Below are 21,802 nucleotides of genomic sequence, written 5' to 3'. Positions count from 1 at the left end.
ACAGCAGTCTGCTCATAGCGATTTCCTTTCGATAGTAACAGAGAAGTTTTACCATCCGTTACCCTCTTGCCGGTTGTGCCGCTCGATCAGAAGTGCGGCAAACTATATCTTTCGCCAACAATGCTATACTATGAGTATCGTTGCCGTGTATCAGCATGCCAGGTTATCAATGAAGCGTTTGTTCCTCTTGATAGTTTTGATCGGGCTGCTAGGCAGCCTGAGCACACCAACAACGCCGGCTCTGGCCGAAACACCTGCGACGTTCATCAGTCTCAATCCCATCGTTCAACCACTGACGCCCACACCGGTCGTAGTGCGCATAAGCGGCTACAATGGCCCAGCCTCTCTGATCATATTCGACGGTCGCGGGCGCTTCGCCGGCGTCTTCAATCTGACCATTGTCAACGGTGAAGGTTGGGGCGAAGTGATACCGCGCGGCGCACTGGGTAACCATTGGGCTGCGCTCTTCACTGCCGATGGGCAGATAGTCGCCAATGGTACCATCTATCGCCTTGATGCGGAAACTACGCTGCACACCGGTATTGATGGCTATGATCGGTTGTACCCAACCGTGCGCCGATTTATGGCTGCTGACCGGCTGAGCTATCAGCTCGACGGGCAGAAGGTAGTCGGTTACCGCTCGCCCGACAGCCCGCTGCTCTGGCTGCGCGACCACTACTATCAAAATCGTGCGTTTCGCTATTTCGAGACCGATCTGCGTTCGTTGCCGGAGGCATTTGCGCGTGCGCAAGCCCCTGACGGTAGTCTGCCCGATTTCGTCGCCCGCCCGGAGTGGGCCATTCCTGCGTTTCGTACTCCGGTCGAAGCCGATGTGGAATATCTCTTTGTGCAATTGATCTACGAGACGTGGCAAGTCACCGGCGATACCGAATGGATGCTGCGCATGTTGCCGGCTGCACAGCGCGCCATTGACTACACACTGCGCGACTCGCTGCGCTGGGAACCGACATTGGGGCTGGTCAAACGCCCGTTCACTATCGACACGTGGGATTACGAGTACGGCCCGGCGGTGGTCAACCCGAACACCGGCGAACTGGGACCGCGCCACTGGATCGATGAACAGACCAAGTGGGGCATTTTTCACGGCGATAACACCGGTTTGGCGGCAGCACTCAAGGCGTTGGCGCTGATGGAGGAGGCTGCCGGGCAAGCAGATCTGGCCGCTGTGCGCCGCGTGATTGCCGCCGATCTGATGACGCGCCTCAATGCGCTGAGCTGGAATGGCCGCTTCTACACCCATCATGTCAAGCTTATCCCCTATGATGTGCCCGGCGTTGATGAAGCCGAGCAGTTGAGCCTCTCGAACGCGATCGCGCTGAATCGCGGTGTCTTAACCGAAACGCAAGGCCGGGCCATTGTGGCCGAATATCTGCGTCGGTTGAACGATCCCCGTCGGATCGCCTTTGCCGAATGGTACAGCATTGATCCTCCATTTCCGGTAGGCGCATTCGATATGAACGGTCGTCTCGGCGAACGACCGGGAGAGTACGTCAACGGTGGCATTATGCCGTTAGTCGGTGGTGAACTTGCCCGCGGTGCATTCCGTTACGGCTACGAAGCCTACGGCTTCAACATTTTGCAACGGTACATTAACCTAATCGAGCGCACCGGCACGAGCTACCTCTGGTACTACCCAACAGGTGGGATTGCACCGGCCAACGAATTCTTACCCACCGATGGCTGGGGGGCTAGCGCAATGCTCGGTGCGTTGATCGAAGGCGCTGCCGGCATTGAGGACCAGCATACGAGTTTCACCACGGTTACCATTTCGCCGCGTTGGCCAGCCGACCCGGTCTACACGATCCACGATGTCTACGCAGTAGCTCGCTACGCCGCCGGCGATGGGTATGTCGCATACCGGTGGCAACTGAGACCGGCCACCGACAACCAACCGAGCCAGATCAACCTCACCGCTACCGGCAACGGCGACAGCTTCCGCTTGCGTCTGCTTGTACCGGCAGGTATGACACCACAAACCATACACCTCAACGGCGCGCCCATCTCGTTACAGATCGAGCAAGTTGGTGCTAGCCGGTACGTCACTATCACCGCCGCCGGGCCGATTATCACCGTCACAGTGACGCTGGCGCGAGGGTAGGATCGCATTGGATCAGGGCGTCGAGGCACTGCGAGCGCGGGGGAGGGAACCAACCCTTCACGACTTTGCCTTCTCTGCACCTTTGCGTGAGCGACCCGCTGCCCTCCTCCGCGCCTTTGTGTTAAAGTCCCTACGCCCCTACCGATGGCAACCCGGCCAACGCCATCGCCACCTCGGTGTCCGAATACTCGTAATCGCGCAACTTACCAGCCTGATAATCCATATAGGCCTGCAAGTCAAAATGGCCATGGCCACACAGATTAAACAAGATAACCTCGCTCTTCCCCTCTTCCTTGCAGCGGAGCGCCTCACGAATAACGCCGACAATAGCGTGGTTAGCCTCAGGTGCGGGCAAAATACCCTCAGTGCGGGCAAATTGGACACCGGCAGCGAATGTCTCAAGCTGCTGAATGGCAATCGCCTCGATAACCCCAAGCTCAAGCAAATGGCTCACCAACGGAGCCATACCGTGGTAACGCAGACCACCGGCATGGATACCGGGCGGCACAAAAGTGCTACCGAGCGTATGCATCTTCATTAATGGCGTCAAGTGAGCCGTATCACCGAAATCGTAAGCATACTTCCCTTTAGTCAGCGACGGGCAAGCCGCCGGCTCAACTGCCACCACCCGTAATGGCCGCTCACCGCGCAGCTTCGCCCCGATAAAGGGGAAAGCGATACCGGCAAAATTCGAGCCGCCGCCGGTACAACCGACCACCACATCAGGATAGTCGCCGGCCATCTCCATCTGGATCATCGCCTCTTGGCCGATCACCGTCTGATGGAGAAGGACGTGATTGAGCACGCTGCCGAGCGCGTAGCGGGTATCATCGCGCTGGGCTGCCACTTCCACCGCCTCAGAAATCGCGATACCAAGACTGCCGGTACTATCCGGATGCTCGGCCAAGATAGCCCGTCCGGCTGCCGTCTCGGTGCTTGGGCTGGCGATCACGCGCGCACCGTAGGTCTCCATCAGCGCCCGACGGTAAGGCTTCTGATTGTAGCTGACTTTGACCATAAACACCTCGACCTCAAGGCCGAACAGCGCACCGGCGAAGGCAAGCGACGAACCCCACTGACCGGCACCGGTTTCGGTAACTAACCGCCGCACCCCCTCGATCTTGTTGTAGTAAGCCTGTGCCACTGCCGTATTCGGTTTGTGGCTTCCGGCCGGACTGACACCCTCGTACTTGTAATAGATGCGAGCCGGCGTATCAAGCGCACGTTCGAGCCGACGCGCACGGAAGAGAGGCGTGGGCCGCCACTGGCGATAGATAGCACGCACCTCTTCAGGAATGGGAATCGTGCGCTCAGTGCTCACCTCTTGCTTGATCAGCTCCATCGGGAAAAGCGGGGCCAGATCGGCAGGGCCAATGGGCTGACCGGTAGCCGGATGTAACGGCGGTGGCGGCAGAGAAGGGAGATCGGCGGCGATGTTATACCACGATTCCGGCAGGCGATCTTCGCTGAGCAGATACTTGACGGTTTCCACAGACACCTCTCCTTGCAGCAATACACCAAATACACCAATAAAAAAGCTCTCGACCAAATTGGTCGAGAGACGGAATAAACCGCGGTGCCACTCTCGTTCGCCGCAGCTCACGCACACGGCGCACTCTACAGGTGCTGTCGGCAATGCCGCTCCACACCTAGCGCCCTGATAACGGTGGCGTCTCCGGCAGCGACTACTGCGGGAAAACCCGGTTCGCCGTGCGACTCACAGGCCCATTCACAAGCACCGAACTTGCCGATCTCGCACCATCACCGGCTCGCTGGACTGTCGCCATGCTTGTTACTCTTCCTGATCAACGTCGTTATTCTAATGTGGAGGAAGTATACCATCCTCGGTTGTCGGTGTCAATACAAGGTCATACCACATCGAACAAGAACGTAATTGTACGTTTACCCTGTGGATTCCGGTGACAGAGGGCGATTCAGAGGCCGGCCGTGCAAATAGGAGAACGTTCGCTATGCTAGCGAAAACCGCAATCAATAACAACTTCCACCAACACACCTGTAGAACTCGACAACGATGATGACATATGCATCCGACAAGGGTTTCGCGTGTGGGTCTTTACAAATCCGCAATAGGGAACAGATCCGGTTTATGAGCCTGTTTCGGGCTAACCCGGCGCACGAATTGGCCGATCGGCTGCCATACGCGAACCGCATCAACGACGAATTGCACATAGTGTGAGCCTATATCGGCTTTGACGGCTATCTGGTTGGATCAGACGGAGCTACGCGGCGCAATATCATCTTCGCTACCCGTACTTTCATCGATCACGTGCGGGCTGGGTTGCGAAGGGCGAGACGGATGTAATTGCGTAATCGCTGTTGGCAGCAGCGCGGCTACCGCACGCCATACCTTCTCTGTCGGCAGCAACACGGCTGCCACATACCATACGTACAGTCTCCTGAGCGTATTCACAGAGTAACAAAGGGACTGTATCGTTTCAAACTAGGTATGAACTAGATCATAGCTGCATGAATCAACAACGGCCACCGAATCGTAGGTGGCCGGAGAGAGGGGAATGAGGGCGGTGTGTAGGTTGGGAGATGTTTGTCACGCGGCGACCACCGCAAATCGCTTCGCTTGACAATAGGTACTATAGCAATCATAGATTAGCCCTAGATTAATCCACTATTAGATGAATGTTAACGGCTGACCAAGTGCGATCTTTTACCCAAGTTATCCACAATTCCACCAGTTATCCACAATTCTGCACAACTTCATTCGTTCATGTCCCAACCGTGACCGGAAGACAAAAGCGGTGTATACTCAAAAAGGAGGCTATGCAACAACGTTCAATGAAGACGACAGAGGAGTAACAGTGACACAACGTATCGTCATTGTAGGCGCCGGGCCAGGTGGGTTGGCGACGGCTATCCGCTTAGCCGGGCGCGGCTATCAAGTTGATATCTTTGAAGCTGCCGACCGTCCGGGTGGGCGCATGCGCGGCTTCTCGCTGGGTGATTACCACTTTGATACAGGACCGACCATCTTACAGTTGCCGCGACTATACGACGAATTATTTGCGAGCGTGGGGTTGCGTTTTAGCGACTACGTCGAACTAGTACGCCTCGAACCAAATACACGAATCAGATTTTGGGATGGTGAATACCTCGATCTGACTTCGGATACGGCGGCCTTCAAGGCGCAGCTTGCCCGATTTGGTTCAGAGCTGCCGGCGCAGTTTGAACGCTGGTATATTGAGCATATCCGCAAGTACAAGGTCGGGTACGAACCGTACCTTGCGACGCCGGTACGAACACCGCTCGGTTATTTGAAACCACGTGAAATTGCCGCAGCGCTCGCTTTTCGCCCGTGGGAAAGCCTGTACGATCACTTCAAGCGCTTCTTTCACGATGAACGAGTAGTCTATGCCTTGGCTTACCAAGCGAAGTATTTGGGTATGCACCCTACCGCCTGTTCGAGCATCTTTAGTCTGGTGACCTTCCTCGAGTTTGCTGAGGGCATTTGGCATCCGATCGGCGGCTTTCGCGCTTTGGCAGCCGGATTGGCTAAAGCTGCGACCGATTTAGGTGTAACGATACATTACAACCGACCGGTCAAACAGGTGCTTGTCGAAAACGGACGGGCTTGTGGGGTTGAGTTGGCTGATGGCGAGCGAATATCTGCTGACGGTGTGGTGGTCAACGCAGATTTTGGTCATGCGCTGACTCACATTATCCCACCGCACGCGCGTGGCAAGTATACCGATCAGAAACTCAACCAGATGGAGTTTTCGTGTTCAACGTTTATGCTCTATCTGGGTGTCAACCGACGCTGGGACGAGTTGCCACACCATCAGCTCTATCTCTCAGCGACGATTCGTCGTAACGACCCATTGTGGGCCAAAAGTGCAATTCTCGACGAAGAAGATCCATCGTTCTACGTATGTAACCCAACGATTGTCGACCCGGCGAACGCCCCTCCCGGTCACAGTACTCTGTTTGTGTTGGTACCGGTGCCTAATCTGCGTTATCAGGTTGATTGGCCGGCGGTGAAGCAACGTTATCGGGACCTGGTGATTCAGCAGATGACCAAACTCGGGTTTCATGATGTCGAGCGCCACATTGTTGTCGAGCGGCATTACACCGCCGAGACGTGGCGCGACGAGCATCACACTTATCTAGGCGCGGTCTTTAACCTGATTCACAGTTGGAGCCAGCTTGGCCCATTCCGCCCCCACATCCGGCACGATGGCGCGCGCAATCTCTATTGGATCGGCGGTGCGGTGCATCCGGGTAGCGGTCTAATGACCATTTTAGAGGCAGCCAAGAGCGCGGTTCATTTTATCAGCGAAGACCTGCCATTGGACCAACCGATAGCGATAGGACGTTAGGGATAGGCATCGCCCCACCGTAGCCCCGCACTGCCGGACGGGCCCCGCACTGCCGGACGGGCCCCGCACTGCCGGACGGGCCCCGCACTGCCGGACGGGCCCCGCACTGCCGGACGGGCCCCGCACTGCCGGGGAACGGCCCCGCACTGCCGGACGGGCCCCGCACTGCCGGACGGGCCCCGCACTGCCGGACGGGCCCCCCACTGCCGGACGGGCCCCGCACTGCCGGACGGGCCCCCCACTGCCGGACGGGCCCCGCACTGCCGTGCGGGGCTACTAGTCGCGGGGGTTGCCGTGGGCTAATGCAAACAGTTCATCAACATCTAATAATAATGCGGGATGGGGCAGATCGCGTATTACACCACACGAAAAACCATCAACATGATCGGGCGGAGCAAGACCATCGGTGCCAACGCGATGGATACTCATCACTTCATCAACCAGTAACCCGATCTCAGGAGGTTGATCGAAATCCGATGCTGCAAGCAGAATATGGCTATCGAAGTCATAGCCGGGCGGTTCACCAAGCAGCGAACGACCATCGATCACCGGTACAGTTGCTCCATAGAGTGAGACCATACCACACACAACCGCAGGTGCATCACCTAGAGGGGCAATCTCGTTAAGGTGGGCGGTATGCACGACCGTCTGCATAGGTAATGCGACAAAACGACTGCCAATCTGGCAGACAACAACCATCGTGGTGGGGGATGATTTGATCATAAGAGACCTCCCTGTCTCCTTGTTTTACACTAACTATACCGCGAAGTTCAGGTCAGTAGAGTTACAATCGAGCAACCGGTAATGAACGTTGACACCACCTTGCCAACCGTCTATCTCGGTCTAGATTTGGCGTGGTCGCCACGTAACTCCAGTGGATTCGCGGCTTGTGTTGGTACGCCGGCCGGGGCACAGCTTGTACAACCGCCAAGCCGCCTGCTGACGAACGATGCCATCGTACAGACGATTCGTACAGTGATCGGAGATGCACCGGCCATTCTTGCAATTGATGCACCGTTGGTCGTGCCCAATGAAACCGGGCGACGCACCGCCGAGGCCGAGTTAGCTGCGGCCTTCCGGCGTTATGATGCCGGTCCACACCCGGCCAACCGCCGTCTACTCGCACGCTACGGAGGGGTGCGCGGTGAAGCACTGCTGGCAGCGCTGGCATCGGATGGATTTGTCTACACAGCAGCCATTGAGGCCGGTATGAGCGGGAGGTTCATCGTTGAAGTCTTCCCACACCCGGCAACTGTGGTCTTATTCCGCTTACCGCACATCTTGCGCTATAAAGCACGGCCAGGCCGTGCGTTAGCCGAACGTCGGCGCGAATTAGGGCGTTACCTGAGTTTGTTGCGCGGATTATCCGGCGGCGATCCACCATTGTTTGGGAGTGATGAACTATGGCATGGAATTGACCTCGATCAACTCAGCCCACGTTCGTTGAAGGCCGTCGAAGACGAAGCTGACGCTTTGCTCTGTGCATATATTGCCCTCTACGGTCATCGCTGGGGGGCAACACGCTGCCGAAGCTATGGTACGTTGGAGGGAGGAGCCATCTTTACACCGGATTGGAGTGCGTCCAACTAGTACTAGCACCTTGGTTGCTCTACCGTTACTTCCAACACAATGTTTGGATTAACAGCTACCGGTGCAGAAACCGATGTAGGTGCATAACTCTCCACGCCGGTGCGCTTGCGGCACTACTTTCCGAGCGATATGCTAGAGCACAACAGCCCACAACGAGTCGGGGCTGACGGCAACGAAGCCGAAACCGAGGAAGGAAATGTGTGATGGCAACTTCTCACCATCCGCTGCGACAGGTATGGATGTTCTTTGCCGTCACTTATGGGTTCTCATGGATTTTTGGCTTCCTGCCGTACTCATCGATCGCGGCATCACATTCCCATCACCGTTTATCGATGTTTTCAGCGGGCCGCTCAACCCAGCCGCTTTTGGTCCATCGCTGGCGGCGCTGGTACTCACGTGGCAACACGAGGGATGGCGTGGTGCGCCGGCGTTATTACGCCGGGGACTTGACTTTCGTTTCGGTTGGCGCTAGTTGATCATCATTCTGATTGGGCCAATGATGATCTTTGGCGGATCGATCATCGTCGCGACGATTATGAGCAGAGGTGCCATCGACCTTTCGGTTATCAGCGATCCACCCTTCGCCCTGATCGCGTTCTTCGTCATCTTGTTCACCGGTGGGCCGCTACAAGAAGAATTTGGTTGGCGCGGCTATGCCTTACCGCGCTTACAAGCACACTATGGTTCTGCCATCGCGAGCCTGATCGTTGGCGTGGCGTGGTGGTTATGGCATGCACCGGCCGTCTTCATTCCGGGCCGGTTTATGACGAATGATCTTCTCTTTTGGCGCACTAACCATTGTTATCACCCTTACGTCCTTCATCTTCACATTGGGTCTACCAACACACCAACGGCAGCATCCCGGCGTGCCTGTTGTTGCACACCACGATGAATTGTCGATCTGTCCGGTGATGCCATCAATGCAGATTGACCTCATCACGATAGGGTATATGATAGTGGTTCTCACTACCGTTGTTAGAATCATGACGGTCCAAACAGTCCGTTTCGCCACACACTAATCGAATCACTGTACCACTATGCTCAATAACATCGCTAGTCCTGAACTCTTTTACCAATTCGGCCTTGCCCTGCTCATCGGCGCGCTCATTGGCCTACAACGCGAGTATGCTCACGGTGCTAGCAGTGATCTTTTCGCCGGTGTACGCACATACGCGATCATCGGTGTGATCGGCTGTGCAGCCGGTTTGGCCGCAATCACACTGCAAGCGCCGGAAATCTTCGCGGCGATGGCCCTGGTAATAGGTGGATTACTGATTGCCGCATACGTTCTCAGTCACGGACACGATGGCCCCGGTCTCACCAGCGAAATGGCTGTGCTCATCACGTTCCTGTGTGGAGGCATGGTCGCGTGGGGCTACGGAACGGTGGCAACGGCAATCGGGGTGGCAATTGCTATTCTGCTAGCCCTGAAAGCCCGTCTACACGGCTTAGCGCGCCAACTCAGCCCGCAAGATATGCAAGCTTCGCTCACGCTGGCCGGTATCAGTCTCATTGTTTTGCCGGTGTTGCCAAATACGCCGATTGGGCCAGCACCATTGGACGTGATTAATCCGCAGAAGATATGGCTGCTCGTTGTCCTAATCTCGACGCTGAGTTTCAGTGGCTACATACTGCATAAAATTATCGGCACTACTCGCGGCATTGCGCTCACCGGTCTGATTGGCGGTATCGTTTCTTCAACTGCGGTCACCCTCAGTAATACCCAACGCAGCCGGATCACACCGGAATTGAGTCAGGAATACACGCTGGCCATGTTGCTGTCGTGGGCGGTGATGTTTGTGCGTGTCGGGCTACTCACCAGCGCGATTGCGCCGGAGGTCTTACAGAGATTATGGCCGGTGTTACTGGCGGGAGGCAGCGGCTGCCTCATCTGGGGAGGATGGCTGGCGCGCCAGTCACGCCGGCATGAGGTAATACCGTTGAATTTTGGCAACCCGCTCGAATTGCGTTCAGCAATCGGGTTCAGTCTCCTTTACACTACTATCCTCGTCGGCGCCAATTTCGCCCGTACCCAGTTTGGTGAGGCCGGACTCTTCATTACCAGTATCTTCGGCGGACTTGTCGACGTGGATGCAATCACGTTATCGCTCAGCGAGCTAGCAATCACCTCTGGTGGGCTATCCAATCGGTTAGCGGCCAGCGCTATTGGGGTCGCCGTTTTGACCAACACACTGGTAAAAGGGGGAATCGCGCTGGCCGGCGGGAGTAGCCGGTTGCGCCGTTCAATCACACCAGGGTTACTGCTGATCACCGGATCAATACTAGGCACACTCTTCTGGCCGTGGTAATATCTCATTGCGCTGGCTACCAGACAAACGGCACTAACCGCCACGATCGCTGCTGATACACACGATAGCCGGGAATAGTTGCCACGAGCATGCGTTCTTCATAGCTTAGCTTAGTTACCAATACCACCAGTAAGGCTAGCCACAAGGCCCAGCGCCACAATGTCGGCATGGTCAGCACCCACGCCAATGCTACAATAAGCAGGCTAGCATACATCGGATGGCGGATCAGACGGTACGGTCCAGTACTGACCAGCTCGACCTGTGGCAACGGATCGGGCAATACCGAGAGCCGATGCAGACGCATCGTGAGGAGAGCCCACAAGCCAAGGCCAAGCCCGGCGGCCAGCAATCCCAGCAAGAGCGGAGAGGACGGCAGGAGTGGCCCGCTGAAGGCGATGGCACCCAAACAGGCAAACTGGCCAAACACCAAGCCAAAGGAACGACATGGCGAACGGATCATCATTGGTCATCTCCCAACGTACATCAGCGTAAGGTCTATATCTCATGATTGCATCAATTCGCGGCATGATCCAGAGCATTGGCAATGACTATCTGATTGTTGAAACCGGCGGTATTGGCTTTCTGATCTATGCACCACGCTCAACACTCAGTGCTGTCGGTACGGTTGGTAGCGACATCTTTCTTCACACCGTCTTAATTGTGCGAGAAGATGCGCTCACCCTCTACGGTTTCAGTGACAACGCTCAGCGTAATCTCTTTGAACAACTGATCGGAGTTAGTGGAGTTGGGCCAAAATTGGCGCTGAGTTTGCTATCAAGCGGGACACCGGATGAAGTGCGGAGCATGATCGCCGGTGGAGACGTAGCCCGATTGGCGCGGGTACCGGGGATCGGCAAGAAGACGGCCGAGCGGATTGTGCTTGAGTTGCGCGGCAAGATCGATTTCCGCCAGCTCACGGCGAGTGGCAGTACGAGTGTCAGCACTCTTGATCGCGAACTCAGCGAGATTTTAGTCAGTTTGGGCTACAGCGCCGCCGAGGCAGCCGCAGCGATCGCATCGTTACCCAGTGACGCACCACCGACGTTAGAGGAACGATTACGGTTGGCGTTACGCTATTTCGGCAGCGCATAACCGTCAAGGTCATCGTAGGGTCTTTGCGGCACTCTCTCTACGATGATGACCAACCGCTGATGACCGGCCGGCCATCGGCAAATCGTTCGATTTGGGCCAAGGCGATCACCGGTATCCCTAACGCAAGCAACGGTTCACGACCCTGTTGAAACACCTTCTCCACCACGAACGCCGCTGCCACAACGCTGGCACCAGCCTCTTGCGCCATCTCGGCCAACGCGAGGGCTGTCCGTCCATTGGCCAAGAAATCGTCGACAATTGCCACCCGTGCTTTAGCAGGAATAAAGCGAGCGGTGATTGCCAATAGCACCTCTCCTCCTTTCGTAGGCGAAGAGATTAGGCGTGTAAGAGCCGGCATCGGCACATCGGGATGGTATTTTTTGGCATATACCAGCGGTATGCGACAGGCAAACGCTGTTGACAACGCCGGTGGAATACCGCTCGCCTCTGCCGTCAGGATAAGATCTGGCTGAAATGGTGCAAGGCGGTTTGCGAGTTCAGCACCGATAGCCTGCATCAAATCGGTATCAATACGATGATTGAGCAGATGATCGATTTTGAGGATGCGATCATTGATCACGACAGCTTCGGCATTGATACGCTGAACGAGTGGTGGGAATGGTTCACAGAATGTAGTAGGCAAGAGGTTCATAGATATTCCACAGGTCTAATAGATTGTTCTTTATCAGATAAACAATATTAACAGAAAGAAATGAACCGTCATGATCGTAGTCAGGTGGAAGATGTGGATAAAGCTTCAAATCATGCTTTCTAATGCGCTGCGCAGGATGTGGACGACATGGGTATAGTTTTCCACATAGCGATGATCGTGTTTCGGGTGCGCGTACCTGTTCGCACATCTTCCACGCGCTGTACACGAACTATTCCGCACGTTATCCACATAGGTGGCGAGTTTTCCACATAATATCGTAAGTTATCCACAAGAGCAGGATATAAAGAAACGGGGCGGTTAACCGCCCCGTTACACGATGTATCTGAGGTACTTACGACTTCTCACTGGAGCGATCGCGGTCGTCCAGGTCAAGCGTGTTGATAAAATTGCGGAAGATCGACAGCGAATCCTCGTTAAGCTCGGGTTCCGATTCGGTTTCGGCCTCAGGTTTCGGTTCTTCGCTGCGGCTTGGAGGAGTGGGGAGGGTCGCATCAGACTGTTCCTCTTCATCAAAGAGGACACCAGCTTGTTCAAGCACATGGTCAGCCACGAAGATGGGTGCTTGGACCCGCTCAGCAAGGGCGATAGCGTCACTTGGACGAGCATCCAATTCGAGGGTACGCCCTGCCTGATCAATGATAATCCGCGCAAAGAATGTATTGTCACGGATATCGTTGATATAGATCTGGCGAACCAAACCGTCTAACTCGCTAATAGCAGCCTTGAGCAGATCGTGGGTCATCGGACGTTGTGGTTCGTGACCTTGAATAGCTGACGCAATGGCGTCGGCTTCAAACTGGCCGATCCAGATGGGCAAGTAACGATTGCCTTCAGTTTCGCGGAGAACGACGACCCGGCTCTGCGTCAATAGGCTGACACGGATACTATCGACAACGACTCGTATCATCGGCCGGCCTTTCGTGAAACGCCCATCACCGGTCATTGGGGAAGGCCGGATCGGGCAGCGAGAGTATCAAGTGCTAATATCTTATCATGCGATGAAAGATGCCGTCAAGATTGACAAACTATTCTATTCGGTGTATTCTCTCGGCAGAGCTGAGCAGGATCGATCATGCAGGTTATTTTTCATCATCCTCCATGGTTTGAGCGATGGATGCGCAGTCGGCGACGGCTTGCTACGGCGCGTTATACCGTGCGTCGGTTGCGTAATCAGACGATTGTATCGGTACTACGACCACCTGCCGTTGCTCCCCTTCCGGTGGTGCAGTGGCGTCTCCGCCTGTCACGTCAGGTTGGTCATGGATTTCTCCTCCTCGCCGTTATCGTCATGCTCGCGGTTGATTATAGTTTCCCTTGGCAGCAACTGATTGCGGGTCGGCAACAGGTGCATACACCGAGTGTGGCGACAGTGGTGGCAACGTCGGCCGAGCAAGCGGTAGGTGTGGCGAGGGCAGTACGGGTGACCGCATCGGTAGCTCGTGAACCTGAGCCGATTGCACCGGCGTTACGTGCGCCGGTACCGGTAGTGACGGCATATCGAACAACGCACCTGCTCACGGAGGGGGAGACCCTGGCTGAGGTGGCGGCTCGCTATCAGATTCCGCTGAGCACATTAGTATGGACAAACGGCCTTGATCGTGGCGATGCCTTGCGGGTGGGGCAACCGTTGCGGATTGCCCGTTTGGCCGGTGTAGCCCACACCGTGGGGGCTGGAGAGACGTTAGCCGCTTTGGCCGAGCGGTACGGGGTGGCACCGGAAGCGATTGCAACCTTTGCACCGAATCGATTGCGTAACGAACAGTTAATCGTTGGCCAAGAGATTTTTATTCCTGGCGGGCGCTTGGCATGGTCATCCGAACAGGAAGCGGCCTTTGCTCAGCGTAAGGCCGAGCCGGTTGGGATTGTCCTTACCAATGAAACAAATGTTCGTTCTGGTCCAAGCACCGATCACCAACGTCTTGCCCAATTAACCGCTGGTCGGCAAGTTGCGTTGCGTGGGCGGTATGGCGATTGGGTGTTGGTTGCTCTTGGGGAAATGACCGGTTGGATTCGCAGCGATCTGCTCGAGTTGGATCCGGAACAGGTTGCCGCACTGCCGGAAGTGCGCAACTTCCCTCCCCCACCGCCGCGTTGGGTTTGGCCGGCGCAGGGGGTGTTAACTTCAGGGTTTGGCCCACGTTGGGGCGGCTTTCATAATGGTATCGACATTGCGAATGTGGCTTGGACTCCGATTGTTGCTGCGAGTCGTGGTTGGGTGTACGAAGCCGGCTGGTGTAGTGGTTACGGCTACTGTGTGAAGATTCGCCATCCCGGCGGGATTGAGACGATTTACGGTCATTTAGTTACCCGCCCGATTGTGCAGGTTGGTCAGGAAGTCAGTACTGGCCAACTAATCGGTTATATGGGAAGTACCTACGATCGTGCCGGCGGTGGATACTCGACCGGCGTGCATCTCCACTTTACTATCCTCGTCAACGGACGTGCAGTGAATCCACTCCGTTACCTACCGTGATGCCCAAAGCTTTTGCGCTTGTGTCGTGTCACCCGTGCTGCGTCTCGTTCATCGGTCATTCTACCTACGGTTGTTTGATACCGTAGCGTTTCACGCGGCCCTGTCACCGTATGGTACAATAGCGAGCGGAGTGACTGCGTAGTGCAGGTGTTTCACGTGAAACAGCAACCTACAGGCCCGCAACCACGTATCGTAGCGATTGCTAACCAGAAAGGCGGTGTCGGGAAGACGACAACCGCCGTCAATGTAGCCGGCGAATTGGCTCGGCGTGGCCGGCGTGTTCTGTTGGTCGATATTGATCCACAAGGAAATGCCACCACCAGCCTCGGTATCGCGAAGGCTTCACTGAACGTCACCACCTACGATTTATTGCTCGGTAGTGCATCGCCGGAAACGCTCCCCCTCGCCACCGGACGAGAGCGGCTCGATCTGATCCCCGCCGATCAAGAACTTGCCGGGGCGGCTGTGGAGCTGGTCGGCGTTGAACGGCGTGAATGGCGCCTGCACGATGGCTTGATCCCACTATTGCCGCGTTACGATTGGATTATTATCGATTGTCCACCCTCACTTGGATTGCTGACACTTAATGCTCTCTGTGCAGCAAATGCGGTGCTGATCCCGCTTCAGTGTGAATACCTCGCCCTCGAAGGGTTGGCTCAACTCAAAACGACCCTCGAACGAGTGCGGGAGAGTCTGAACCCAACGCTCCGGATTCTTGGTGTCGTGATGACGATGTACGATGGCCGTACCAATCTGGCGCAACAAGTCGTTGATGAAGTGCAACGCTACTTCCCCCGTCTCATCTGCCGTACCCTCATCCCACGCAGTGTACGGCTGAGCGAAGCGCCAAGCCACGGTCGCATTGCCTATGAGTATGACCCCCACGGGCGTGGTGCTCAAGCTTACGCCCTGCTGACCGAAGAAGTAATAGGACGGGAGGAGCGAACGGTATGAGCCGAAAACGTGGGCTAGGGAGTGGATTAGATGCACTCATTCCGGCAACCACCACCGACCAAACGGTTGTGCGCTCGTTGCCGGTAGCGGCAATTCGGGCGAATCGGGCCCAGCCGCGTACCTCCTTCGACGAAGCAACATTGGCCGAATTAGTAGCTTCGATCCAAGAGCACGGTATCCTTCAACCGCTGATCGTGAGCGAAGATCCGGAAGGTGGCTATGAACTGATCGCCGGTGAACGGCGCTTGCGTGCCGCACGGATGGCTGGCCTGACAACAGTACCGGCGATTGTTAAGAACGCAACTCCTCAGCAATTCCTTGAATTCGCTCTCGTCGAAAATATCCAGCGCGCCGATCTTAACCCCATCGAAGAAGCGCAAGCTTACGAAACTCTGCGACGTGAGTTCGGGATGAGCGATGAAGAAATTGCACGTCGGGTTGGTAAGAGCCGGGTAGCTATTGTCAATAGCCGTCGTCTCCTCCGCCTCGCACCAGTCGTGCGCCAAGCGCTCCTCGACGGTGCGATCAGTGCTGGTCACGGGCGTGCCCTGTTGCGTCTTGACGATCCTGCCGACCAAGCCGCAGCCCTGACCTTGATCGGCGAGCGTGGCTTAACTGTGCGTGATGTGGAACACCTCACCGAGCTGGCGAGTCAACCTGGCCTGACGGCACGTACTCGTCAGGCCCTCTGCACCGGTCAGATCGAACCGACACAGGCGCTGGCACTACTCCGCATATCCGATCCACAGGTCCAAACGGAAGCATGTGAGGCGGTGATCCATCATCGCCTCAATGTACTTGAGACTGAACAATTCTGCATGGCTCTGGCTGCCGGTACCGATCAGCGTACTGCACTGGCTGCGCTGCATCAGCCACTGGGGGGGAAGCCCACCTCGGAGGCAACACCACGCTTGAACGCTGAACAAACCCGCACAGTACGGCGCTCGCCTGAAGATCAGATGGCTCAGCAGATGTTTGAAGAACTATTGCAAACTCCAGTTCATATTGTTCGCAGTGGACGCACTATCAGAGTAACTATTACGCTGTACGATGAAGAGCAGTTACAAGGGTTGTACGATCGTTTATTGGGGAATGGCTAAGCCATGGTAGAAGTTATTGCTTTTGGTAATCCGGTCTATGATGAAATTATCACGCCGGTAGTGCGTACCGAGGGACGAGTCCTCTCCGGGTGCTCGACGAATGCCTGTCTGGCACTGGGCCGGTTGGGGCGCACGACTGCGCTGGTTGGACGGGTAGGTCCTGATTACGCCGACCGATTCCAATCTGACCTTATGCGTTACGGTATCACACCGTTCGTTGAGAGGGCTTCCCAAACCGGTGGCTTTAAGTTGGTGTATGATAGTCGTGGTGATCGCACGCTCGACGTCTTGGGTGTGGCCGAACCAATAACAATGGTGCCGGATGTTGTCACAACCGCCGCAGCCGTTGTTGTGGGGCCAATTCTGCAAGAAACGTCATTGGAATTCATTTACACCATCCGTACTCGTACCCAAGCACCGATCTTCCTCGATCCGCAGGGGCTGTTGCGCCGGATTGGCGCCGATGGACGGATCGAACACTTTCTACCGGTCGAGTTTGCAGCGATCGCACCGCTGTGTCATGTGATCAAGGCAAACGAAGTTGAAGCGAAAGTTATCACCGGTATTGACCCGCGTAGTGACCCGGTGTTAGCGGCGCGGCGGCTGCGAGAGACTGGGTGTGCCATTGCGATTGTGACAATTGCCGAAGCCGGCTCTCAGATCGATGATGGTGATCGTTCAATTGCAATTCCAGCCTTCCCCACCGATGCGCGCGATCCGACCGGGGCTGGAGATACGTATATGGCCGGTTTCTTGCATGCCTATCTCGCCAATCCGAGCGATCTTTTTCGGGCTGGATGCACCGGTGCCGCGACAGCCTCGATCTGGATTGAATATACCGGCCCGGATGCACCGATTACCCTGGCTGAGGTAGAGCGACGTACCGCCTTTCTTGTGCAACAGGATCGATAATGTGGCACGGTCTGATGTGTGCGTTTCAGCAGTGCCCTAGCTAAAGGATAAACATCAATGATACCGTTGCTTGCCCGCTTTCGCCAAGTCTACGAGCAGGTTTCGTTGCCGCTTGGGCATTTCTGTACCCGTCTTGGGATCCATCCCAATATGCTTACCTATCTGAGCCTTGTGTTTAGCATGTTAGCCGGTTATTTGCTCGCACAACGCGCCTTCCTCTGGGGAGTGGTCACCATCTTGCTGATGGGGTTAGCTGATGTACTTGATGGTGCTACAGCACGGGCTAGTGGTAAAGCAAGTGACTATGGTACAGTCCTTGACCACGTTACCGATCGCTACGCTGAGGCGTTTGTGATGGGGGGCTTGATGATCTCCGGTTTGGTTTCTCCGGTGTGGACGTTGTTTGCGATCTTTGGTATGGTGATGGCAAGCTACGTTCGTGCCCGCGCAGAAGCAACCGGTAAATTGACTTCGTGCAATGTTGGCTTCGCCGGTCGGCAAGAAAAGCTGGGCCTGCTCTTGATCGGTTTGGTGTTGATGCCCCTCTTGCCTGATTTACCGATCCTTGAATGGGCCGTGATTGCAGTAGGTGTTGCCTCCCACGTGACGGCTGTGCAGCGGTTGTTGTATACGCGCCAAATGTTGGTTGGTTCGGCACACGATCATAAACTGCACAAGGAATCAGGGGTTGTGTAAGTAATTAGGATACGAGGTTGTTATGTCGCTCTCAGAAGCCGAAGTCCGCCACGTTGCCCGCCTTGCCCGTATTGCCCTTTCCGATGAAGAAGTGAATGTGATGCGAGCCCAACTTTCGGCAATTCTTGACTACATTGCCATGTTGCAAGAGATTGATGTTAGTAATGTTCCGCCAACGGCCCAAGTTACCGGTCTGACGACCGTCTGGCGACCTGATGTGGTCGGTGAAATGCTCACTCAAGAACAGGCACTGGCCAATGCTCCCGATCAGCAGGATGGTATGTTCCGTGTACGGGCAGTGTTTGAAGAATAGACGTTGTCATCTGTCACTCCTCGTGTATGGGCCATGCAACTTTTGGCGTGGTAGCAACGTCGTACCGGCAGCGATATAACGTAATGCAGTGAAAGGATACGACGATGTACGGGAATAATGGTAATGGTTCACGCCAATCGTATGTCTTGATCGGGGGGTATCCGGTTAAGCCGATCTACCTCGTTATCTTCGGGGTGATCGTCTTTGGCTTGTTAATCTACCTGTTGCTGCGCTTCTTCAACATCGGTCTCACCATGCACTTTAGTGCGTTTGCCGGCGTCCTTCTCTTGATCGCGAATCTGCGCGAACTGCTCGGGACCGGCTATACCCAGCGTGAGAGCACCGCTCTGCTGAATGTCCTGCTTGGCGCCGGTCTGATCTGCGCGTGGTTGGCTCAGTTCTTCGTCCTCTTTTGGCTGCCGGCGTTGCTGGCTGTCGGTGTCGCTACCCCACTGGTTTTGAACCGTTCGGGCGTCTATACCGTGTATCTCACTATGGCTCAGCAAGCGATCGATCGAGTGCGGCGTACATTGGTACGGTAACAGCATAGTCGTCATCAATAGCAAGGGGATCGGTGAGAAACCGATCCCCTTTTTCATTTCTTACGATTGGCTAATCGCCTATCGCATACTGCGACGCATCACCAGACCACCCACTGCCATCAGCGCCAGCGCCATCAGAGCTGCTGCTGCCAATGGGAGTGTCTCACCGCCGGTTCGCGGTAACGTTGCCGGAGCTGCCGTCGTCACCGGTGCAGTTACTGCAAGCTGTGGCGTAATGTTGGCAACAAAGTTCGTTGCGAAGACGCTGTAAATCTGTCCTGCCTCAACCCGCGTACCCGCCAAATTGATTACCACTGCATCACCACCGGCTGGTGTGACTTGCAGATCGTAGGTCCCGGCCGGCACTTCAAGATAATCGCTCGCGTCTGGAAATGCCAGATTACTGATGAGTGTTGTACCGTTGGCCAACTTCACGTCAACCGCCGGTGCATCAGGCGAGAAGTGGTAGACACGCACTTTCGCTTGACCGGCAGCCGGTGCGCTCAGGTTGTCGACGATTACTTGCGGCTTAATGCTCGCGACCGGGCCAACAGCAGCGATTGTATACGCACGACCAGCCTCGATGGTGACATTCGCATCAATTACCGCCGAGCCGGCTCCTGCACCCGTTGGAGCCACCTGTACGCGATAGGTACCGGCAGGTAGATCAAGGTAAGGGCTGGCGGCAAAGAAACCAACATTGGTCAGCACTGCATTGCCATTAACGAATACATCTACCGCCGGTGCATCGGGTGAAGCGTGAATAACTCGTACTTTGGCTGTGCCACTCTGGGCAAAGGCCGGTACTGCCAGCAATGCAAACAACAGGGCCGTGGTCAAGGCGATCGACAGCTTTCGGATCATGAACGTTCCTCCCTATCTAACAATAAGGCTTTACCATACCGGGAATGCGCCCTTCTTGAACGGTTTTTGCACAATTTCCGGCTTCACTCCTTACTACGCAGCAGTGGCTAAATCGGATGTGTGAGATTCGGCCAATGTTGGCAAGAAGGTGGCAGAGGGGAGCATGCTCCGACCGTCTCGTGTCTGTGACCGGCGCAGTGCGTAGCCGACATCGGTTGGTCGGAACAGGTTGTTGTTTTCCTTATATGTTATTGAGGTGCGGTCGAGATGGCCGGTGCGGTGCAGTGGTATGGGGTATGGGTGTATAGATAGTTTGTTATGCTCGACTCAGGTTCACCGGTAGTTTGTCCGTTGCGATGTTGGTAGCGCTCCATCGCTCGTCAAACAGGAACGGGAGCCGAGCAAAACCCTCTCCGGTCATTGCAGTCAATCACTCTGTGTGTGCTATGCGCTGGTATTGTCCTTCGGATGCGTCAGCAGCAGCCGGTGTCCCCCAAAACAACGCATCTTGCTCGGCACGCAAACGATCACTCAGCCGATCGGTCGGGAACTCCACATCGTCGTAGGTGATGACACCATCTTTGGGAATATCACGTCGCAAGGTACACCCTTCGGCTAATCCGATCGGCAACAAACGTTCTGCATAAACTACATCAGCATTCTCGGCTAAACCATACGTCATGTAGCCGCCCAACCCATCAAGAATCTGACCGGCATGTAGGTCGGTCTTGGCTGCTGCAATAACCTCAACCATTGGTCGGCCGGCAGCGGCTAACACCTGATCGCCGAACAGTGCCACACGCGCGATTGAATTGGGCACTTCAAAGTGGCAAAGATGGTACGGCGTATAGAAGAGGTAAAGAGGACCCTTCCCCAACTTGTACAAGTTGAGATAGTGCTGCATACGTGGATGATCGTGGGTACCCAGCACAAACACACCCGGTCCCGGTGTCGCCCCAACGACATAATCGACAATCCCCGGCCCTTCGATCAGTGCCTCTAGCGGGTACAGGTTGTGTACAACATCGGCGAGTGGTGTTCCTGAGGGAACGGTCGGGCCGAACATACCGCGTCGTGCTACCCGCATACCGGTTGCATTAGCCACAACCGCCTGCTCAAACGAAATCTTCGTGCCATCGGCAAAGCTCGTCACCATGTACGGATTTTGTCCCCACTGCCTGGCAAAGTTGGCTTGGGTGGTTGGATTCCGGTACGGATCGTGCAAGCCCTTGATGTTACCGCACAGCACCGGTTTGACCCCCAATCCACGAACAAACCGGTAGAGATTCATCGTGACCCCGGGCTGATCGCCATCGGACAGCGTGAAGATAACGCCGTAACGACGGGCATAGACTTGCAGAATCGCGCCGAGGGTGCCATCGAGTTCGGCATTCATGGTCACGACGTGTTTACCGTGTTGCATGGCGGCTAGTGCCACGCGCGCCCCAAACTCCACCGCACCGGTGACTTCGAGAATGACATCGATACCATCAGCAGTGCAGAGCAGGAGTGCGTCATCGGTGACAGCCGGTGCGCCGGCTGCCAGCGTCTCAGTGAGGTCAGTTGCCGTGGTAGCTCGCCGAATCGCCTCGGCAGGCACGTCAGCTTCAGTATAGGCTTGGATAGCGCGCTCAATAGTACGGTTTGCAATCGCCACCAAACGCATCCCACGAGTGTAGCGAATAATCTGGAGCGCAATACCGCGCGCCATAAAACCGGCACCGATCATGCCCACCCGGATTGGGCGTCCTTCGGTTTCAGCACGGGCGAGAGCAGTGTCAACAAGGATCATAGAGCACCTTCGAGTAGTGATGGA

Annotated in this window: 21 protein-coding genes and 1 other annotated feature; of the genes, 14 read left to right on the top strand and 7 right to left on the bottom strand. The window is 55.7% G+C overall.

Annotation, left to right across the window (positions count from 1 at the left end; all coding sequences use genetic code 11):
• The first annotated feature begins 169 nt into the window (after positions 1-169).
• A complete protein-coding gene (locus tag AC01ZF_RS01720) occupies positions 170-2,119 on the top strand; it encodes a glucosidase family protein (RefSeq protein ID WP_428112880.1) in 1,950 nt (649 codons plus the stop codon).
• A gap of 130 nt (positions 2,120-2,249) precedes the next feature.
• Here the strand turns inward: AC01ZF_RS01720 and AC01ZF_RS01715 are convergent, their stop codons facing one another.
• Positions 2,250-3,611, bottom strand: coding sequence for a TrpB-like pyridoxal phosphate-dependent enzyme (locus AC01ZF_RS01715; RefSeq protein WP_424674575.1), 1,362 nt, complete (start codon positions 3,609-3,611; stop codon positions 2,250-2,252).
• Positions 3,612-3,673: 62 nt separating this feature from the next.
• Positions 3,674-3,937 (bottom strand) — a binding site (T-box leader).
• A 1,016-nt stretch (positions 3,938-4,953) separates the two neighbouring features.
• Between AC01ZF_RS01715 and AC01ZF_RS01710 the strand changes: the two genes are divergently transcribed.
• The gene (locus AC01ZF_RS01710) at positions 4,954-6,468 is read left to right on the top strand and encodes a phytoene desaturase family protein (protein WP_424674574.1); all 1,515 of its coding nucleotides are present in this window, start codon (positions 4,954-4,956) and stop codon (positions 6,466-6,468) included.
• A 276-nt stretch (positions 6,469-6,744) separates the two neighbouring features.
• Here AC01ZF_RS01710 and AC01ZF_RS01705 read toward each other — a convergent pair whose 3' ends face one another.
• Positions 6,745-7,191, bottom strand: a complete 447-nt coding sequence (locus AC01ZF_RS01705; RefSeq protein WP_424674573.1) for a chemotaxis protein CheW — start codon at positions 7,189-7,191, stop codon at positions 6,745-6,747.
• Between the two features lie 81 nt (positions 7,192-7,272).
• Between AC01ZF_RS01705 and AC01ZF_RS01700 the strand changes: the two genes are divergently transcribed.
• The 4 genes from AC01ZF_RS01700 to AC01ZF_RS01685 all read left to right on the top strand — a co-directional run bounded on the left by AC01ZF_RS01700 (position 7,273) and on the right by AC01ZF_RS01685 (position 10,367).
• The gene (locus AC01ZF_RS01700; RefSeq protein ID WP_424674572.1) at positions 7,273-8,058 is read left to right on the top strand and encodes a DUF429 domain-containing protein; all 786 of its coding nucleotides are present in this window, start codon (positions 7,273-7,275) and stop codon (positions 8,056-8,058) included.
• A 268-nt stretch (positions 8,059-8,326) separates the two neighbouring features.
• Positions 8,327-8,530 (top strand): hypothetical protein, encoded by a 204-nt coding sequence (locus AC01ZF_RS01695; protein ID WP_428113414.1) that lies wholly within the window; start codon positions 8,327-8,329, stop codon positions 8,528-8,530.
• The gene (locus tag AC01ZF_RS01690) at positions 8,531-8,950 is read left to right on the top strand and encodes a CPBP family intramembrane glutamic endopeptidase (protein WP_424674570.1); all 420 of its coding nucleotides are present in this window, start codon (positions 8,531-8,533) and stop codon (positions 8,948-8,950) included.
• Positions 8,951-9,095: 145 nt separating this feature from the next.
• Positions 9,096-10,367, top strand: a complete 1,272-nt coding sequence (locus AC01ZF_RS01685) for an MgtC/SapB family protein (RefSeq protein WP_424674569.1) — start codon at positions 9,096-9,098, stop codon at positions 10,365-10,367.
• Positions 10,368-10,383: 16 nt separating this feature from the next.
• Here AC01ZF_RS01685 and AC01ZF_RS01680 read toward each other — a convergent pair whose 3' ends face one another.
• A complete protein-coding gene (locus AC01ZF_RS01680; RefSeq protein WP_424674568.1) occupies positions 10,384-10,830 on the bottom strand; it encodes a methyltransferase family protein in 447 nt (148 codons plus the stop codon).
• Positions 10,831-10,871: 41 nt separating this feature from the next.
• Between AC01ZF_RS01680 and ruvA the strand changes: the two genes are divergently transcribed.
• Positions 10,872-11,459, top strand: a complete 588-nt coding sequence (ruvA, locus tag AC01ZF_RS01675) for a Holliday junction branch migration protein RuvA (protein ID WP_476575062.1) — start codon at positions 10,872-10,874, stop codon at positions 11,457-11,459.
• Positions 11,460-11,496: 37 nt separating this feature from the next.
• Here ruvA and AC01ZF_RS01670 read toward each other — a convergent pair whose 3' ends face one another.
• Both AC01ZF_RS01670 and AC01ZF_RS01665 read right to left on the bottom strand, forming a co-directional pair.
• Complete coding sequence (locus AC01ZF_RS01670; RefSeq protein ID WP_424674566.1) at positions 11,497-12,111, bottom strand: phosphoribosyltransferase family protein; 615 nt, start codon at positions 12,109-12,111, stop codon at positions 11,497-11,499.
• A 352-nt stretch (positions 12,112-12,463) separates the two neighbouring features.
• Complete coding sequence (locus AC01ZF_RS01665) at positions 12,464-13,039, bottom strand: bifunctional nuclease family protein (protein ID WP_424674565.1); 576 nt, start codon at positions 13,037-13,039, stop codon at positions 12,464-12,466.
• A gap of 165 nt (positions 13,040-13,204) precedes the next feature.
• On the opposite strand from AC01ZF_RS01665, the gene AC01ZF_RS01660 reads away from it, so the two are divergent.
• The 7 genes from AC01ZF_RS01660 (at position 13,205) to AC01ZF_RS01630 (ending at position 19,122) form a co-directional block, all read left to right on the top strand.
• On the top strand, positions 13,205-14,605 hold the full coding sequence (locus AC01ZF_RS01660) for a peptidoglycan DD-metalloendopeptidase family protein (protein WP_424674564.1): 1,401 nt from the start codon (positions 13,205-13,207) through the stop codon (positions 14,603-14,605).
• A gap of 156 nt (positions 14,606-14,761) precedes the next feature.
• Entirely contained in the window at positions 14,762-15,559 is a 798-nt protein-coding gene (locus AC01ZF_RS01655) for a ParA family protein (protein ID WP_424674563.1), read from the top strand.
• Entirely contained in the window at positions 15,556-16,659 is a 1,104-nt protein-coding gene (locus AC01ZF_RS01650; protein WP_424674562.1) for a ParB/RepB/Spo0J family partition protein, read from the top strand. Before AC01ZF_RS01655 ends, AC01ZF_RS01650 begins: the two co-directional genes overlap by 4 nt.
• 3 nt (positions 16,660-16,662) lie before the next feature.
• The gene (locus tag AC01ZF_RS01645; RefSeq protein WP_424674561.1) at positions 16,663-17,571 is read left to right on the top strand and encodes a PfkB family carbohydrate kinase; all 909 of its coding nucleotides are present in this window, start codon (positions 16,663-16,665) and stop codon (positions 17,569-17,571) included.
• A gap of 57 nt (positions 17,572-17,628) precedes the next feature.
• Positions 17,629-18,267: a CDP-alcohol phosphatidyltransferase family protein gene (locus tag AC01ZF_RS01640; RefSeq protein ID WP_424674560.1), complete on the top strand. Its 639-nt coding sequence runs from the start codon at positions 17,629-17,631 to the stop codon at positions 18,265-18,267.
• A gap of 22 nt (positions 18,268-18,289) precedes the next feature.
• Positions 18,290-18,580, top strand: coding sequence for an Asp-tRNA(Asn)/Glu-tRNA(Gln) amidotransferase subunit GatC (gene gatC / locus AC01ZF_RS01635; RefSeq protein WP_424674559.1), 291 nt, complete (start codon positions 18,290-18,292; stop codon positions 18,578-18,580).
• Positions 18,581-18,684: 104 nt separating this feature from the next.
• Positions 18,685-19,122 carry a hypothetical protein gene (locus AC01ZF_RS01630; protein ID WP_424674558.1) on the top strand — a complete coding sequence of 146 codons (438 nt, stop codon included), beginning with the start codon at positions 18,685-18,687 and terminating at the stop codon, positions 19,120-19,122.
• 78 nt (positions 19,123-19,200) lie between these two features.
• Here the strand turns inward: AC01ZF_RS01630 and AC01ZF_RS01625 are convergent, their stop codons facing one another.
• Both AC01ZF_RS01625 and AC01ZF_RS01620 read right to left on the bottom strand, forming a co-directional pair.
• Positions 19,201-19,986 (bottom strand): DUF4397 domain-containing protein, encoded by a 786-nt coding sequence (locus AC01ZF_RS01625; protein ID WP_287905978.1) that lies wholly within the window; start codon positions 19,984-19,986, stop codon positions 19,201-19,203.
• Positions 19,987-20,416: 430 nt separating this feature from the next.
• Positions 20,417-21,778 (bottom strand): NAD(P)H-dependent oxidoreductase, encoded by a 1,362-nt coding sequence (locus AC01ZF_RS01620; RefSeq protein ID WP_424674557.1) that lies wholly within the window; start codon positions 21,776-21,778, stop codon positions 20,417-20,419.
• Positions 21,779-21,802: the final 24 nt, after the last annotated feature.

This window comes from Chloroflexus sp. (assembly GCF_056331925.1).
Note: the sequence above shows the minus strand (reverse complement) of the source record. Positions and strands in the feature narration are given on the sequence as shown.